Here is a 16,603-nt window from a genome sequence, read left to right as displayed (position 1 = left end):
ATCTCGAAGCGGGCAAAAATTAAATGAAGAAATCCAGGCGGAAATAGATCGGCGCTTCACGCTCAGTCAGCGCGTCCGGTCGTTCCAGGGAATGCGCGAAAGTCACGCTGGCGGCCACATGCTGACCACGTGCGAACAACTCCAGCGAGTTGCTCGACATGCGCCCGTGCTGGTCGCCGTTGTAGCGATCGCCGCGAATTACGCCCTGGTCGTATCCGAGGCTGGTGCCGTACTCGGCGAACACTGGCCGCAGCCATTCGGCAGTCACCGGGCGGCTCCAGCGCAGGTCGTTGCGCCAGTAGCCACCACTGTCGCCGGACAGCGATTGATCCTTGTAGCCACGGATCGACGCCGAGCCGCCAAGGCTGGTGCGCTGTGGGCTGAACAGCACGTCTTCGCTGCGCTGGCCGGTCATCAGGCTGCTGAAGCTGAATGACTCGTCCCACAGTTTGAACGGCTGCAGATAGCTCAGGGTTGCGGTGTATTTGCGATAGCGTGCGTCCGGTTCGCCCGGGCCGGGATCGTGACTGCCCTGCGCATCGAAAGCGCCGATGCCCTCCTGCATGCCAGCGTCGAAGTTGACGAACGCGCTGCCGACACGACGGCCGTGGTTGAAGCCGAATTGCGCTTCGCTGATGCGATTGCTGCTCAGTTTGAGTTTGCTGTCTTCGATGAAGTTGTTGCTGCGCAGGTACGAAAGTCCCGCACTGAGGGAGGTCTTGCTGACCGCGTCGCGATGGATCACGCGTTCGGCGCGCAACTGATGGTTTTCGCTGTCGCCGGTCTGCTTGAAGTTGTAGCCGTTGGCGGCGATCTGCGAGCGGTACTCGCTCTGGCTGTAGGTGTAACTGAACGTCCACCAGCCCCACGGCAGACTGTAATTGAGCATGGCGTTGTTGGAGGTGTGCTGATGATCGGTCATCGCATCATGACCGCCGCGCAGGCTCAATTGGTCAGCCAGACCCAGCGGGCTGTCCCAATCGAACGAGGTACCCCACTGCTGCTCGCCGGTGCTGCGCTGACCGTCGTTGCTGCGCGACAGGCCGGCGCGCCAAGGCTTCTGCGGCGTGTTGGTGACGCGCACTTCACTGCCGCCGACATTCTGCCCCGGCGCCAGCTCCATTTTGGCCTGGTTGGACGGCAGGCGATTGAGCTGGTCGACCATTTGCTCGATCTCGCGCAGGTTGACCAGTTCACCGCTTTTGCCGGGAAAAGCCATGGCCAGTTCGCGATCCGAGAGCCGGCTGTTTTCTGCGCCTTTCATGCCTTCGAGTTTGCCTTCGACCACGAGCACTTTCAGGTGCCCGGCGGACAGATCCTGTTGCGGCAGATAAGCACGGCTGGTGACCAGACCTTTTTCGATGTAGTGATCGGTGATGACTTTGAGCAGCTCGTTGAGCCGCGGCACGCCGAGGCATTCGCCGATATAAGGCTTGAGCAGCCGCGTCTTTTCGCGCTCCGAGAGGCTGTCGGCGCCCTTGAGCTCGATGTCCTTGATGGTGAAGCAGCGCGTATCGGCGGGTGCTGTCGGTTGCGCCGGTTTGGCGTCTTTGCCGGGCAGATCCTTGAGTTCTTCGAGGCGCCGCTGCTGCTCTTCGAGCAAACGGTTCTGACGTTCGCGGATCAGGTCGGTTTCACCAGGAGTGGGCGCGGCCCAGGCAGATTCAAGCGGAGAAAGGCAGAGCAGCGCCAGGCACAACCGCGCCGTGAAGGCGGGTGAAAACATGTTCGATCCCTCGACATAAAAAGTGACATCAAAATAGTGGCGCGATATTAGAGGGCCATCATTTTGACGTCAAACTTATGTTTACACCGTTCATCGGCGTTTGCCGCACCTTCATACGGGTGAAACCAGCACCTGCGTACAAGTGGCCGGCGCGTTTTGCGCGGATAGTGGCCGTTGCCCATTCGGCATCTATTCTTGCCACACACGATCACAAGGAGTTTGCATGAGCACCTTCAAGACCCAAGACGGTACCGAGATCTATTACAAGGACTGGGGCAGCGGCAAGCCCGTGCTGTTCAGCCACGGCTGGCCGCTGGATGCCGACATGTGGGAATACCAGATGGAATACCTGAGCAGTCGCGGCTATCGCACGATCGCCTTCGACCGCCGTGGTTTCGGTCGCTCCGATCAACCTTGGACCGGCTACGACTACGACACATTCGCCGATGACATCGCCGGTTTGATCAACCATCTGGACTTGCGCGACGTAACCCTGGTCGGCTTCTCCATGGGTGGCGGCGACGTCAGCCGCTACATCGCCCGCCACGGCAGCGAGCGTGTTGCCGGCCTGGTATTGCTCGGCGCGGTCACGCCGCTGTTCGGCAAGAAAGCCGACTTCGCCGACGGCGTCGACAAATCGGTGTTCGACGGCATCAAGGCCGGCCTGCTGAAGGATCGTGCGCAATTCATCGCTGATTTCAACGCGCCGTTCTACGGCACCAATCAGGGCCAGAAAGTCTCTGACGGCGTGCTCACGCAAACCCTGAACATCGCGCTGATGGCCTCGCTCAAGGGCACCGTCGATTGCGTGACCGCGTTCTCGGAAACCGACTTCCGCCCGGACATGGCCAAGATCGACGTGCCGACCCTTGTGATCCATGGTGACGGCGACCAGATCGTGCCGTTCGAAACCACCGGCAAGCAGGCCGCTGCGCAAATCAAAGGCGCTGAGTTGAAGGTTTACGCCGGCGCGCCGCACGGGTTCGCCGTAACCCATGCGCAGGCGTTGAATGAGGATCTGCTGGCGTTCCTCAACCGGTAATCCCGCCCGGCAAAAGCCGTAGTCAGATGCTGATGAACCAAGGCCCGCGCAATGCGGGCCTTGTGTTTTACGCTATGGTATTTTTCTGCGTCCACTACCCGGAGAAGGAAATCCCATGCTGCGACTACTCGGCAAAGCCTCATCGATCAACGTGCGCAAAGTGCTGTGGACCTGTGCCGAACTGGACATCCCGTTCGAGCGCGAAGACTGGGGTTCGGGTTTCAAGTCGCCAAACACGCCGGAGTTTCTCGCGCTGAATCCCTGCGCCATGGTGCCGGTGATCCAGGACGGCGATTTCACCTTGTGGGAATCAAACACGATCATTCGTTATCTGGCGACGCGTTACGGCGGCGCGCATTTGTATCCCGCTGAGCCTGTTGCCCGGGCGCGGGTCGATCAGTGGACCGACTGGCAGGCCTCGGAGCTGAATCGCTCGTGGTCGTATCCGCTGATGGCGCTGGTGCGCAAGTCGCCGGACTATCAGGATCGCGATGCCCTGGCCGCCGGCTGCCGGGACTGGACGCGCAACATGCAAATCCTCGATCGCCAACTGGAGAAGACCGGCGCTTACGTCAGTGGCGAGCAGTTTTCCCTGGCGGACATCCCGATCGGGCTGTCGGTCAATCGCTGGTTCGAAACGCCGCTCGATCACGGGGATCTTGCTGCGGTGCGCGCCTATTACGATCGCTTGAATCAGCGCGACGGTTATCGTTTGTACGGGCGCAACGGCACGCCATAAAGACATGCTCGATCAGGCTTGCTCACGCACCACGCCCCGCTCTTCAAGCAAGCGCACGAACATGCTCAGACTGCGCGACACTGTGCCCCGGCGCCACACCAGCCAAGTGGTCAGATAGCGGAAGTCCGCGGTCAGCGGCCAGACGCTGACCGTCGCGCTGCCGGGCATGCTTTGCAGCATTTTTCGCGGCATCAGTGCCAGGCCGGCACCGGCGCTGACGCAGGCGAGCATGCCGTGGTAGGACTCCATTTCGAAGATCTTGCCGGGTACGGCAGCGTCGGTGCTGAACCATTTTTCGAAATGATGCCGGTAGGAACAGTTGGATCGGAAGGCGTAGATATTCTCGCCGTTCACGTCCGCCGCACGTTCGACCGGTGAATGATTGAGCGGCGCGATGATGACCATTTCCTCCTCGAACGCCGGCACACCTTCCAGGGCCGGATGCAGCACCGGGCCGTCGACGAATGCCGCAGCCAGGCGCCCGGACAGTACGCCGTCGATCATCGTCCCCGATGGCCCGGTCGAAAGATCGAGATCGACCTTCGGGTGCTGCTGGTTGTACGCCGCCAACAGTTCTGGAATGCGCACCGCTGCGGTACTTTCCAGCGAGCCCAAGGGGAACGCCCCCTGGGGTTCTTCGCCTGCCACCGTAGCGCGGGCTTCCTGCACCAGATCGAGAATGCGCCGCGTGTATTCGAGAAAACTCCACCCGGCCGGCGACAGGCGCAGACGGCTCTTCTCGCGGATGAACAGATCGACGCCGAGATCCTGCTCAAGCTGTTTGATCCGTGTGGTCAGGTTCGACGGCACGCGGTGGATCTGCGTGGCGGCGGCGCTGATGCTGCCGTGCTCGGCCACGGCCTTGAAGATTTCCAGTTGCACCAGATCCACAGTCATTCTCCAATCGTGAAGGAAACGCTCTTTATTATTCAGTTTCCAGAAAACTAGCGCCACCCTACTCTAGGCCCATCCGACGAACCTACAGGACAACGTCATGAGCCAGATTTCCAGCCAGACCCACGCCATCTCGATCAACCCCGCCACCGGTGAGCGGATCGGTCACTACGCGTTTGAATCCGCCGCCGCCCTTGATTCGGCGCTGACTCGCGCTGCCTTCGCTTTTGGCAAGTGGAAGCGCAAGCCGCTGCAGGATCGTTCGCGCCTTTTGACCGCCCTCGCCGGCGCGCTGCGTGAAACCTCAGAAGCGATGGCAACCATGATCACCCAGGAAATGGGCAAGCCGATCGCCCAGGCCCGTGGCGAAATCGAGAAATGCGCCAAGCTCTGCGAGTGGTACGCCGAACACGGCCCAGCCATGCTCGACGCCGAGGCGACTCAGGTGGAAGGCGGCAAGGCGCGCATCGAGTACCGCCCGCTGGGGCCGATTCTGGCGGTAATGCCGTGGAATTTCCCGATCTGGCAAGTGCTGCGCGGCGCGGTGCCGACGCTGATCGCTGGCAACACCTACGTACTGAAGCACGCGCCAAACGTGATGGGCAGCGCTTATCTGTTGCGCGATGCGTTTGTTCGTGCCGGTTTCCCGGATGGCGTGTTTGAGGTGATCAACGTCACCCCGGAAGGCGTTTCCAGCGCCATCGCCGATTCGCGCATCGCCGCTGTGACGCTGACCGGCAGCGTCCGCGCCGGTATGGCCATCGGCGCTCAGGCCGGTGCGGCATTGAAGAAATGCGTGCTGGAACTCGGCGGCTCCGATCCGTTCATCGTGCTTAATGACGCCGATCTGGATGAGGCGGTGCAGGCGGCGGTGGTCGGTCGTTATCAGAATTCCGGCCAGGTCTGCGCTGCTGCGAAACGCTTGATCATCGAACAAGGTGTGGTCGAAGAATTTACCCGTAAGTTCGTCGAAGCTACACGCCAGTTGAAAGTGGGCGATCCGCTGAACGCCGACACTTACATCGGGCCGATGGCGCGGTTCGATCTGCGCGATGAGCTGGATCAGCAAGTGCGCGACACGTTGGAGGAAGGCGCGACGCTGTTGCTGGGGGGCGGCAAGGTTGAGGGTTCGGGCAACTACTACGAGCCGACGGTACTGGCCGATGTCACCGAGCGCATGACTTCGTTCAAGCAAGAGCTGTTCGGCCCGGTCGCTTCGATCATCACCGCCCGCGATTGCGCACACGCCGTGGCCTTGGCCAACGACAGCGATTTCGGCCTGACCGCGACTATCTACACCGCGAACGTGGCGCTGGCTGAGCAACTGACCAGTGAACTGGAAACCGGCGGCGTGTTCATCAACGGCTACTCCGCCAGCGATCCACGTGTGACCTTCGGCGGCGTGAAAAAAAGCGGCTTCGGTCGTGAGCTGTCGCACTTTGGCGTACGGGAATTCTGCAACGCGCAGACCGTGTGGCTGGATCGTAAATAAGCCTGGTGCTGTAAAACCTGTGGGGCGAGCCTGCTCGCGAAAGCGGTGTATCAAGCGATGAAGATGCCGAATCCACCGGCGCCATCGCTGGCAAGCCAGCTCCCACAAATACTGCGGTGGAAACTGATACAGCAAACACCATAGAACCCTGTGGGAGCTGGCTTGCCAGCGATGGCGGTGCATCAGCCAGCATTTATACCGGCTGATTCACCGCTTTCGTGAGCAAGCTCACTCCCACAAGTCCACGCAATTTACAGATATTTCAGCCAGCTGATGTCCCGCCGCCGCGCTTTCAATGCCGAGAACCAGCGCACTGCCGGGAACAGCACCACGGCAAGAACCACCGCCGCCAGCCACACCGCCGTCACCGTCGAAAAGCCGAAATAGCTGCCCTGATTCAGGCCGAACAGCGCCACACCAATCAGGTACAGCAGCTTCAACACATACAGATGCAGCAGATAGAAAAACATCGGCGCCGAGCCGAACACGGTCAGCCAGCGAATCCAGCGGCGACTCTGCACGCGCTCAAAGGCGAGCAACAGCAACAGCCCCACGCTCACAGTCAGCGCGAGAAACAGCAGCGATGGCGGGTATTTGGTGATATTGAAAAAGCTCATCTGCGTCTGCACCAGCGAATCGCTGATCGCCCACGGTTTTTCGCCGTAGCCGTTAATCAAGCGCAGCACCACGAAGCCCAGCAATCCACCGACCCCGGCAATCAGCAAACGACGCTGACGCACCGCCGCATCCATGCCCCGGGCAAACCACGGTCCCAGTGCATAGCCCAGGCCGATTACACCAATCCACGGCAGCAGCGGGTACGAGGTGCGCAGGCGCAGGGTGTCGCTGATCTCGATCCAGCCTCGATCATGCAGAATCGCCCAAGGCACATGCAGCGCCGACTCGACCGGGAAATGCAGCGTATCAAGCAAGTTGTGCCCGGCGATGATCGCCAGGCTCAGCGTCAGCAGCACCGCACGTGGCAACCAGACCAGCAGCGCCAGCGCGATCATGCTCAGGCCGATCGCCCAGATCACTTGCAGGTAGATCACGCTGGGCGGCAACTGGAACGTCCAGGCGAAGTTGACCAAAGTGAATTCCAGCGCCACGAGGAACAATCCGCGCTTGAACAGAAACGCGCTGACATCGGCTTTGCCAGCGTATTTTTCGCCGTAGAGCCATGCCGACAAACCGGTCAGCAAGACAAACACCGGCGCACACAAATGCGCCAATGTGCGGCTGAAAAACAGCGCCGGCTCGGTGCTGGCGATGTCCATCGGATCGGAGACCTGTCGGTGCAAGAGAAAGGTTTCGCGCACGTGATCGAGCAGCATAAACAGGATCACCAGGCCTCGGAGCGCATCAATAGACAGCAGCCGGCCAGTCGTCAATGGGGCAGAACGGGGAAGCACAGGGGTCATGGATCTTTCGCAATCGAGAGGGATAACACCGGACGGCCGCAACGCCGCCCGCAAATTTCGCGTTACCTTATAACATCAGAATAACAAAACCCAAACATCCAGCATCGAAGTTGCCCATCAGCGCCAGCCTTCTATAGTGAACAGATCCGCCCTGCCCTTGAGCGTTGTCCATGGTCAACACCGAACACCTGATCATCTGCGAGCACTGTGATTGTGTGTACGAGAAAGTCGTGCTCGCCAAACACCAGAAAACCCTGTGCGTGCGCTGCGGTGGCGTGCTGCAGCGCTTCAACGGCCTGACCATCGAGCAGCGTCTGGCACTGACGTTCACGGCGGCGATGCTGTGGCTGTTTGCCAATTTCTACCCGGTGATGAGCATCAGCCTCAAAGGCATGAAAAACAGCGCAACCCTGTGGGATTCGGTGCTCGCGCTGAGCCAGGGGCCGATCACCTTTATTGCGATGGTCGCAGCGATTGCGATCATCATCGCCCCGGCATTTCAGTTGGTGTTGTTGATCTGGGTGTTGAGTTTTGCCCTCGGCCTGCGCCGGGCACCGGGGTTCAATCTGTGCATGCGCTGGCTGGAAACCCTGCGCCCGTGGAGCATGCTCGAAGTGTGTCTGCTGGGGGCGATGGTCGCCGTGTTCAAACTTGCCGGCCTGCTCGATGTACTGCCCGGGATCGGCCTGTTCGCCCTGGCGGTGCTGAGCCTGATGATGATCCGCATTGCCGGCCGGGACATTCGCGAACTGTGGGACATTTTATGAAGCGTCCACCGACCGCCAGCGAACTCAACCTGTGCCTGTGCCACAGCTGTGGCCTGGCCTGCGATATGACCGACGAGCCACACGAGTGCCCGCGCTGTGACGCGCCGTTGCACCGGCGCAAGACCAATTCGCTGGCGCGCACTTGGGCGTACATGCTCGCCGCGCTGGCGTTTTATGTTCCCGCCAATCTGCTGCCGGTGATGAATACGGTGATGCTTGGCAACGGTGCCGACAGCACGATCATGAGTGGCGTGCTGGAGTTCTGGGAAGCCGGGGCGTGGGACATTGCCCTGATCATTTTCATCGCCAGCATCGCGGTGCCGGGAATCAAATTCGTCGCCCTGACCTTGCTGCTCGTCACCGTGCAGCGCAACAGCGACTGGGCGCGCAAGGAGCGTTCCAAGCTGTATCGCTTCGTCGAGCTGATCGGTTACTGGTCGATGCTCGATGTGCTGGTGGTCGCGCTGGTTGCTGCGCTGGTGAAATTCCAGGCGCTGGGCGATATCGAGCCACGACCGGGCATCCTCTTCTTCGGCCTGGTCGTGGTGTTCACCATGCTCGCGGCGATGAGTTTCGACCCGCGCCTGATCTGGGACAAGGACACCAGCGACACGGTCAGCGACGTAGCGTCTCCAGCAGCACCTGCAACGGATGGCGCAGCGCCTGATCCGACTGGCGCTTGACCTGGCTGCGGCAGGAATAGCCGGTCGCCAACGCCTCGCCCTGCTCCGCCGAAGCCTGCACCTGACGCGCCCACGATTGCTCATAAATGACTGCCGAGGTCTGCCGATTACGTGCTTCGTGGCCGTAAGTACCGGACATGCCGCAGCAACCGGTGGCTTGGTTGGCCAGCTTCAGTCCGGCACGTTCGAAGACCTGTTCCCACTGGCGGGTTGCGGCGGGCGCGTTGGTTTTCTCCGTGCAATGGGCGAGCAGACGGAACGCTTTGGGCTGAGCCTCAGGCGCCTGCTCCGGCATGACCTTTAGTAACCACTCCTGCACCAGCGCCACTTCAGGACATTCATTCAGGCCCGGTACTTTCAGGTATTCCTGGCGATAGACCAGGGTCATCGCCGGATCCAGCCCCAACAACGGCACGCCGGTCTGCGCCAGCGCCTGCAACTGCTCAGCGTTACGCAACGCCGCGCGATTGAACGCCGAGAGAAAGCCCTGCACGTGCAGCGGTTTGCCATTGGCGCTGAACGGCGCGAGATAGACCTGATAACCCAGACGCGAGATCAGCTCGACCAGATCAGCCAGCAGCGGCGCTTCGAAGTAGCGGGTGAAGGCGTCCTGCACGATAACCACGCTGCGTTCGCGTTGCTCTGGGCTCAGCGCCGACAGCGTTGCAACCGTTGCTGGCTGCACCTGCCAACGGCGCATCGCTGCGTGGAAATCGAAACGGCTGAGCAACGGCACATCGACCATGCCACCGATCCGCGCCAGTGCGCCACGCACCCAGCCGGCGCCCATCACACCGTTGTACAGCGCCGGAATCCGCGCCATATAGGGAATGGTGTATTCCAGCGAAGCAATCAGGTAATCCCGTGCCGGCCGCAGATAACGACTGTGATACAGCTCGAGAAAACGCGAGCGGAATTCCGGCACGTTGACCTTGACCGGGCACTGCCCCGCGCAGGATTTGCAGGCCAGGCAACCGGCCATGGCGTCATACACTTCATGGGAGAAGTCCGCCGACGGATCGCGGCTGTTGCGCCAGCGCTGCCACAGCGTGGGGAAAAACGCCGGTTTGCGGATCGCATCCGAGAGCACGTCGACGCCCGCCTCGCCCTGCAACCGTAGCCATTCGCGAATCAGCGAAGCGCGGCCCTTGGGCGACTGCGCGCGTTCGCGGGTGGCTTTCCACGACGGGCACATCGCGTCATCGGGATCGAAGTTGTAGCACGCGCCGTTGCCATTGCAGTGCATGGCGGCGCCGTAGCTTTGCCAGACTTTTTCGTCGATCTGCCGATCCAGCTCGCCGCGCAGAGTCACTTCGTCGATCTTCAGCAGTGCCGATCCGCTGTTGGCCGGCGTGGCGATTTTGCCGGGGTTGAACTGGTTGAACGGGTCGAACGCGGCTTTCAAGGCTTGCAGCGCCGGGTACAACTCGCCGAAGAATGCCGGCGCGTACTCCGAACGCAGGCCCTTGCCATGCTCGCCCCAGAGCAGCCCGCCGTAGCGCTGGGTCAAAGCGGCGACGCCATCGGACACCGGGCGTACCAGCGCCGCTTGCTGCGGGTCTTTCATGTCGAGGATCGGCCGCACGTGCAGTACGCCGGCGTCGACATGGCCGAACATGCCGTACTGCAAACCGTGGCTGTCGAGCAGGTCGCGCAGCTCGGCGATGTATTCGGCCAAATGCTGCGGCGGCACTGCGGTGTCTTCAACGAACGGCTGCGGGCGGGCTTCGCCGGCGACATTGCCGAGCAGGCCCACCGCCCGTTTGCGCATGCCGTAAACCTTGTTCACCGCTGCCTGACCGATCGCCAGCGTATGCCCCAGGCGCTCCACCGTGCGGTCGTTTTGCAGATGTTCGAGGAACGCTTCGACGCGGCGCTGCAGGTCTTCGGGATCGTCACCGCAGAACTCGACCAGGTTGATGCCCAGAGTCGGCCGCTCAGCATTTTCAGGAAAATATTCGGCAACGCCGTGCCAGACGATGTCCTGCATCGCCAGCAGCAAAACCTTGGAATCGACGGTTTCGATCGACAACGGCTTGAGCGCCATCAACGCCCGTGCATCGCGCAAGGCATCCATGAACCCGGCGTAGCGGATATTCACCAGCATCGTGTGCTTGGGAATCGGCAGCACGTTGAGCCGCGCTTCGACGACGAAGCCCAGCGAGCCCTCCGCGCCACACAGCACGCTGTTGAGGTTGAAGCGCTGATCGGCCTCACGCAGGTGCGCCAGGTCATAACCGGTCAAGCAGCGGTTGAGATCCGGAAAGCGTGCCTTGATCAGCTCGCCCTGTTCATCAATGATCTGCCGCGCACAACGATAGACTTCGCCGACCCGGTCGTCACGGGCGCACTGCGCTGCAAGCTCATCCTCGGTCAGCGGCAGACCGCGCAAACGCTCGCCGCCGCGCAGGATCATCTCCAGTTCCAGCACATGGTCGCGGGTCTTGCCGTAGGTGCAACTGCCCTGGCCGCTGGCGTCGGTGTTGATCATGCCGCCGACCGTGGCGCGGTTCGAGGTCGACAGTTCCGGAGCAAAAAACAGCCCGGCGGATTTCAGCGCGGCGTTGAGCTGATCCTTGACCACCCCGGCCTGCACCCGCACCCAGCGCTGTTCAACGTTGATTTCCAGAATGCGATTCATGTGCCGCGACAGGTCGACGACGATGCCGTCCGTCAGCGATTGGCCGTTGGTGCCGGTGCCACCGCCACGGGGGGTGATCACCACTTTCTCGTACGCCGGTTCGGCAATCAGCCGTGCCACCCGCGCCACATCGTCCGCATCCAGCGGAAACACCGCCGCTTGCGGCAGGCGTTGATAGATCGAGTTGTCGGTCGCGAGTACCACGCGGCTGGCGTAATCAGCGCTGATTTCACCGCGAAAGCCGCTGTCTTTCAGGGCGGCGAGGAATTGTTGGTAATCGCCGGTCAAGGCTTTGGCGGGCGACAGCTGGGCAATCATTGGTCGGGTTATCTCGGTCAAATCGGGCTGTGTGGCGGTGGACAGTTGTGCGCAACGAATGATTGCGTCAGGCTCCGCCATCTGATTGCGCCCATGTTCATTGCTGGCCAGCCATGGAACAAGCGTAATTTCGACCCGCTATCGATGAGTTTTACGAATGAATCCGCGCACCCTCACACCGTCCATGTCGCTGCTGCTGGCTTTCGAGGCCGCCGCTCGACACGAGAGCTACACCCGCGCCGCCCATGAACTGTCACTGACGCAGAGCGCGGTCAGCCGCCAGGTACAGATTCTCGAGAAGATGCTCGGCATGCGCTTGTTCAGCCGCGAAGGCCGGCAGGTGGTGCTGACGGATGTCGGGCGCATGTATCAGCGCGAACTCAGCGAAGCCCTCGGGCAGATTCGCAGCGCAACCTTGCAGGCAATGGCGTTTGGTTCGGGCATCCACAGCCTGCGCCTGGCGACGCTGCCGACCTTCGGCTCGAAATGGCTGCTGCCACGGTTGAAGGATTTCTACACGGCGCACCCGGGCATGACCGTGCACCTGCACTCGCGGATCGAAACCATCGACTTCGATACCAGCGAAATCGACGCCGCCATCTGCGTCGGCGGCGGAGAATGGCCAGGCCTGACCGCCCTGCCCCTGCACACCGAAGAACTGGTGGCCATTGCCAGCGCGCAGTTGTCGGCACCTGAACGCGACGAAGCTGAGCAGCACATTGCCGGGCAGTTATTGCTCAACGTCAGCAGCAATGCCCAGGCGTGGGCGGAATGGTTCAGCCATCACCAACTTGCGCATCGCAGCATGCGGATCGGACCGAGCTTTGAAATGACCTCGCACTTGATCCAGGCGGTACGCGCCAATATCGGTGTTGGCCTGGTGCCGCGAATTCTGGTCGAAGACGAATTGCTCAAGGGCGAATTGCTGCAACTGGGCGAGCCGATTACCAGCCGACGCAGCTATTACCTGGTGTACCCGCCGCGTAATGAGAATTTGCCTTCGTTGAAGGCGTTCAGGGATTGGCTGATTGATACCCTCTGAAGGATCGAGTCGCGGCCATTCGCGAGCAGGCTCGCTCCCACAGGGAAACGTATGTCAAGTGTGGGAGCGAGCCTGCTCGCGAAGAAGCCAGTCGCAACGAACTTAAAACCTCGGCTTGACCGCCCGCCAATCCGCCTTGTACCGCTGCATCTGCCGCACATCATCCCTCTGGCGAATCCCGCACGTCAGGTACTGGTCATGCAGCTTGGCCAGTTGCTCATGGTCCAGTTCCAGCCCCAACCCCGGCGCACGGCTGATCTTCACACAGCCATCGACAATCGGCAGCTTGCCGCCCTTGATCACTTCCTCGTCCGGCTCCTGCCACGGGTAGTGGGTGTCGCAGGCGTAATCCAGATTCGGCACCGCCGCCGCGACGTGCGCCATGGCCATCAGGCTGATGCCCAGGTGCGAGTTGGAATGCATCGACACGCCGAGGCCAAACACATCGCACATTTTCGCCAGCGTCTGCGTATCCCGCAGGCCACCCCAATAATGGTGGTCGGCGAGGACGATTTGCACGCTGTTCTGCGCAACGCTGCGGCGGAACTCGTCGAAATCGGTGACGACCATATTGGTCGCCAAGGGCAGACCGGTGCGCTTGTGCAGTTCGGCCATGCCATCAAGGCCCGGGGTCGGGTCTTCGTAATACTGCAGATCATCGCCGAGCAGTTCGGCCATGCGAATCGCCGTCTCCAGCGACCAGTTGCCGTTCGGATCGATGCGAAGCGGAAATCCCGGAAAGGCTTTCTTCAGTGCCTTGATGCATGCCACCTCATGCTCCGGCGGCAAGGTGCCGGCCTTGAGCTTGATGCTCTTGAAACCGTACGCCTCGATCATCCGCGCTGCCTGCGCGACGATCTGTTGCTCGCTCAGCGCCTCGCCCCAGTTGTCCGGCTTGTAGGGGGACTCGATATGTTCGGCGTATTTGAAAAACAGGTAGGCGCTGAACGGCACTTCATCGCGGATCGCTCCGCCGAGCAGGTCCACCAGCGGCACGTTCAGGTAGTGCGCCTGCAAATCGAGAAACGCCACTTCGAATGCCGAGTAGGCATTGCTCACCGCTTTGCTGGCGTGGGAACCGGGGGCCAGTTCGGCACCAGCGACGCCGGCGGGTTTATTCGCCGCCACGGTGGCCTGCACGATCGCGCGCAATTGATTGAGGTTGAACGGATCGAGGCCGATCAACTGGCTCTGCAATTGTTGCTGGATCGCCAGCGCCGGGGCATCGCCATAGCTTTCGCCGAGGCCGATGTAGCCGTTATCACTTTCAATCTCGATGATCGAGCGCAGGGCAAAGGGTTCGTGGATGCCGCTGGCGTTTAGCAGTGGCGGATCGCGAAAGGCAATCGGGGTGACGCTGACACGGGTGATTTTCAAGATAACGCTCCTGACAGATCAACAATCGATTCAGTGGCTCGCAGCCGGACGAGCCGGCGCCACAACGGCGGCTTCGTCACTTGGCTTTGCCGGGGTTTTATCTTTGGCGCCAGGCGCCGTGCGGGCGAAGAAGATCACCACGGCAGCGATCAGCGATGTCGCCGCCAGGCCATACAGGCCGCCCTCGATGGAGCCGGTGGTTTGTTCAAGGATGCCGAACGCGGTCGGCGCGACGAAGCCGCCAAGGTTGCCGATGGAGTTGATCAGCGCGATCACCGCCGCAGCAATGCGCGCATCCAGATAGCTCTGCGGAATCGGCCAGAACAGCGCCGACGCCGCTTTGAAACCGATGGCGGCGAAGCAGATCGCGACAAAGGCAAACACCGGCCCGCCGGTGGTCGACATGAACATACCGATGGCGGCGATTACCAGGGTCAGCGCGACCCAGGCCTGCTGGAATTTCCACTTGCCGGCCAGCGCCGCGAAGCCGTACATGGCGACAATCGAAATGATCCACGGAATGGAGTTGAGCAGCCCGACCTGGAAATCACCGAGGTTGCCCATCTTCTTGATCATGCTCGGTAGCCAGAAGGTTGCGCCGTAGATGGTCAGGGCAATGGAAAAGTAGATGAAGCAGAACAGCGCGATCTGCCGGTCGGCCAACAGTTTGAACATCGACGGCTTGGCGACTTGTACCGCTTCGCGAGCGCGCTGCTCCTCGGCAATCGCCGCGACCAGCGCTTCACGCTCCTCCTCGCTCAGCCACTTGGCTTGGCGCGGGTGCGATTGCAGCCAGAACCAGACGAAAGCACACAGCACCACCGACGCAGCGCCTTCGATCAGAAACATCCACTGCCAGCCGTGCATGCCCAATCCGCTGATATGCAACAGCGCACCGGACACCGGGCCGGAAATGACCGAGGCAATCGCCGAGCCGCTAAGGAACACCGCCATGGTTTTGCCGCGCTCGGACGCTGGCAGCCATTGGGTGAAGTAGTAAATGATTCCCGGGAAGAACCCGGCCTCAGCCGCGCCAAGAATAAAGCGCAGTACGTAGAAACTGGTTTCGCCCTGAACAAAGGCCATGGCCATGGCCGCAGCGCCCCAGGTGAACATGATCCGCGTCAGCCAGACCCGCGCGCCGTAGCGCTGCAACAGCATGTTCGACGGCACTTCGAACAGTGCGTAACCGATGAAAAACAATCCGGCGCCAAGTCCATAAGCCGCTGCGCCAATGCCCAGATCGGTCTCCAGATGACTGCGCACGAAACCGATATTGACCCGGTCGATGTAGTTGACGATGAACATCACCACGAACAGCGGCAGCACATGGCGTTTGACCTTGGCGGCGGCGCGGGCGAGCACCGTGATGTCCGGCGGACTCTGGAGGGTTTTCAAGGGGCGACTCCCGATCTTGTTTTTTTAGGGATGACTTGAAGCAATGAGCCGATCATGGACGCCGTGCATTGATCCCGTCTAATCTAAACAGGCATTCGATTGATACCTGGATTAGATCAATGTTCGAACTCACCCAACTGCGCTGCTTTACCACGGTCGCCACCGAACTCAACTTCCGCCGCGCCGCCGAGCGTCTGAACATGACGCAGCCGCCGCTGAGTCGGCAGATCCAGTTGCTGGAGCATCACCTTGGCGTCGAGCTGTTCACCCGCAGCACACGCAGCGTTGCGCTGACGGCGGCAGGCCGGGCATTTTTCGTTGAAGCGCAGAATCTGCTGGAGCGCGCCCAGCAAGCAGCGATCACCGCACGCCGGTTTGCCGAGGGCGATATTGGTTCGGTAAACATCGCGTTTGTCGGCAGCGCGGTGTATGAGTTTCTGCCCAAGGTGATCGCCGAAGCGCGACTTAAACAGCCCCAGGTGAAAATCGATCTGGCAGAAATGAACACCTATCAACAGCACGAGGCGTTGCGAGCTCGCCGTATCGACCTGGGCATCGCACGGGCGCCATTGCAGGAACCGGGCTATTCCACCGAATGCCTGGTGCGCGAACCATTTGTGCTGGCAGTGCCCAGCGGGCACAAGTTGGCAAACGCGACTGAAGTGTCTGTCGCCGATCTGGATAAACAACCGTTCCTGATGTACTCCCATGAAGCCTATCCGCCGTTCAACGAACTGTTGACCGGCACGCTACGCTCAGCGCGGGTGGCGCCGGATTACGTGCAGTGGCTGGGCTCGTCGCTGACGATTCTGGCGCTGGTCAACGCTGGCATGGGTCTGGCGCTGGTACCGCGTTGCGCTACCAGCGTGGTGTTCAGGAATGTGGTGTTTCGCGAGATCGATCTGGGCGAAGGGGTGCAAAGCGAACTGCATCTGATCTGGCGGGAGAACAATGACAACCCGGCGTTCGCGATGTTGCTGGAGGCGATTCGCCGGGCGGTGGTGCAGGGTTGGGGCTGAAGAAGTTTATCGTCTAGACCGTGGTTTCAGAGGCGGCGGCGCAC

13 protein-coding genes are annotated in these 16,603 nt (G+C 61.1%); 7 read left to right on the top strand and 6 right to left on the bottom strand.

Annotated features, from left to right (window positions below; genetic code table 11):
* Nucleotides 1–19: 19 nt before the first annotated feature.
* Nucleotides 20–1,726 carry a ShlB/FhaC/HecB family hemolysin secretion/activation protein gene (locus AB4N48_RS08970; protein WP_460095179.1) on the bottom strand — a complete coding sequence of 569 codons (1,707 nt, stop codon included), beginning with the start codon at nt 1,724–1,726 and terminating at the stop codon, nt 20–22.
* 223 nt (nt 1,727–1,949) lie between these two features.
* Here AB4N48_RS08970 and AB4N48_RS08965 point away from each other — a divergent pair, with 223 nt between their 5' ends.
* Together AB4N48_RS08965 and AB4N48_RS08960 are read left to right on the top strand one after the other, a co-directional pair.
* Entirely contained in the window at nt 1,950–2,768 is an 819-nt protein-coding gene (locus tag AB4N48_RS08965; protein ID WP_016775055.1) for an alpha/beta fold hydrolase, read from the top strand.
* Nucleotides 2,769–2,883: 115 nt separating this feature from the next.
* Nucleotides 2,884–3,507 carry a glutathione S-transferase family protein gene (locus AB4N48_RS08960; protein WP_056789310.1) on the top strand — a complete coding sequence of 208 codons (624 nt, stop codon included), beginning with the start codon at nt 2,884–2,886 and terminating at the stop codon, nt 3,505–3,507.
* Between the two features lie 12 nt (nt 3,508–3,519).
* On the opposite strand, the gene ptrR is transcribed toward AB4N48_RS08960, so the two are convergent.
* Nucleotides 3,520–4,398, bottom strand: a complete 879-nt coding sequence (gene ptrR / locus AB4N48_RS08955) for a putrescine utilization regulator PtrR (protein WP_038862196.1) — start codon at nt 4,396–4,398, stop codon at nt 3,520–3,522.
* Nucleotides 4,399–4,501: 103 nt separating this feature from the next.
* On the opposite strand from ptrR, the gene AB4N48_RS08950 reads away from it, so the two are divergent.
* Entirely contained in the window at nt 4,502–5,893 is a 1,392-nt protein-coding gene (locus AB4N48_RS08950; RefSeq protein WP_460095177.1) for an aldehyde dehydrogenase family protein, read from the top strand.
* Nucleotides 5,894–6,144: 251 nt separating this feature from the next.
* On the opposite strand, the gene AB4N48_RS08945 is transcribed toward AB4N48_RS08950, so the two are convergent.
* Nucleotides 6,145–7,314 (bottom strand): DUF1624 domain-containing protein, encoded by a 1,170-nt coding sequence (locus tag AB4N48_RS08945; RefSeq protein WP_406226739.1) that lies wholly within the window; start codon nt 7,312–7,314, stop codon nt 6,145–6,147.
* 170 nt (nt 7,315–7,484) lie between these two features.
* On the opposite strand from AB4N48_RS08945, the gene AB4N48_RS08940 reads away from it, so the two are divergent.
* Both AB4N48_RS08940 and AB4N48_RS08935 read left to right on the top strand, forming a co-directional pair.
* Complete coding sequence (locus tag AB4N48_RS08940; protein ID WP_024013226.1) at nt 7,485–8,081, top strand: paraquat-inducible protein A; 597 nt, start codon at nt 7,485–7,487, stop codon at nt 8,079–8,081.
* Entirely contained in the window at nt 8,078–8,764 is a 687-nt protein-coding gene (locus tag AB4N48_RS08935; protein WP_460095175.1) for a paraquat-inducible protein A, read from the top strand. Before AB4N48_RS08940 ends, AB4N48_RS08935 begins: the two co-directional genes overlap by 4 nt.
* Here the strand turns inward: AB4N48_RS08935 and ydiJ are convergent.
* Complete coding sequence (gene ydiJ / locus AB4N48_RS08930) at nt 8,697–11,723, bottom strand: D-2-hydroxyglutarate dehydrogenase YdiJ (RefSeq protein WP_460095173.1); 3,027 nt, start codon at nt 11,721–11,723, stop codon at nt 8,697–8,699. The two genes, AB4N48_RS08935 and ydiJ, sit on opposite strands and share 68 nt — an antisense overlap.
* 157 nt (nt 11,724–11,880) lie before the next feature.
* On the opposite strand from ydiJ, the gene AB4N48_RS08925 reads away from it, so the two are divergent.
* Nucleotides 11,881–12,765, top strand: coding sequence for a LysR substrate-binding domain-containing protein (locus tag AB4N48_RS08925; RefSeq protein ID WP_056789299.1), 885 nt, complete (start codon nt 11,881–11,883; stop codon nt 12,763–12,765).
* Nucleotides 12,766–12,867: 102 nt separating this feature from the next.
* On the opposite strand, the gene AB4N48_RS08920 is transcribed toward AB4N48_RS08925, so the two are convergent.
* Both AB4N48_RS08920 and AB4N48_RS08915 read right to left on the bottom strand, forming a co-directional pair.
* Complete coding sequence (locus AB4N48_RS08920; RefSeq protein ID WP_056789296.1) at nt 12,868–14,142, bottom strand: glucarate dehydratase family protein; 1,275 nt, start codon at nt 14,140–14,142, stop codon at nt 12,868–12,870.
* Between the two features lie 30 nt (nt 14,143–14,172).
* Nucleotides 14,173–15,540, bottom strand: coding sequence for an MFS transporter (locus AB4N48_RS08915; protein WP_041480776.1), 1,368 nt, complete (start codon nt 15,538–15,540; stop codon nt 14,173–14,175).
* A 119-nt stretch (nt 15,541–15,659) separates the two neighbouring features.
* Here AB4N48_RS08915 and AB4N48_RS08910 point away from each other — a divergent pair, with 119 nt between their 5' ends.
* Complete coding sequence (locus AB4N48_RS08910) at nt 15,660–16,559, top strand: LysR family transcriptional regulator (protein WP_252884376.1); 900 nt, start codon at nt 15,660–15,662, stop codon at nt 16,557–16,559.
* Nucleotides 16,560–16,603 lie beyond the last annotated feature (44 nt).

It is taken from the genome of Pseudomonas sp. S2_C11 (assembly GCF_054668395.1).
Note: the sequence above shows the minus strand (reverse complement) of the source record. Positions and strands in the feature narration are given on the sequence as shown.

Coding starts and splice junctions, on each gene's coding strand:
- AB4N48_RS08970 (WP_460095179.1), bottom strand. CDS start 1,726: ATGTTTTCACCCGCCTTCACGGCGCGGTTGTGCCTGGCGCTGCTCTGC.
- AB4N48_RS08965 (WP_016775055.1), top strand. CDS start 1,950: ATGAGCACCTTCAAGACCCAAGACGGTACCGAGATCTATTACAAGGAC.
- ydiJ (WP_460095173.1), bottom strand. CDS start 11,723: ATGATTGCCCAGCTGTCGCCCGCCAAAGCCTTGACCGGCGATTACCAA.
- AB4N48_RS08945 (WP_406226739.1), bottom strand. CDS start 7,314: ATGACCCCTGTGCTTCCCCGTTCTGCCCCATTGACGACTGGCCGGCTG.
- AB4N48_RS08940 (WP_024013226.1), top strand. CDS start 7,485: ATGGTCAACACCGAACACCTGATCATCTGCGAGCACTGTGATTGTGTG.
- AB4N48_RS08950 (WP_460095177.1), top strand. CDS start 4,502: ATGAGCCAGATTTCCAGCCAGACCCACGCCATCTCGATCAACCCCGCC.
- AB4N48_RS08925 (WP_056789299.1), top strand. CDS start 11,881: ATGAATCCGCGCACCCTCACACCGTCCATGTCGCTGCTGCTGGCTTTC.
- AB4N48_RS08960 (WP_056789310.1), top strand. CDS start 2,884: ATGCTGCGACTACTCGGCAAAGCCTCATCGATCAACGTGCGCAAAGTG.
- AB4N48_RS08910 (WP_252884376.1), top strand. CDS start 15,660: ATGTTCGAACTCACCCAACTGCGCTGCTTTACCACGGTCGCCACCGAA.
- AB4N48_RS08935 (WP_460095175.1), top strand. CDS start 8,078: ATGAAGCGTCCACCGACCGCCAGCGAACTCAACCTGTGCCTGTGCCAC.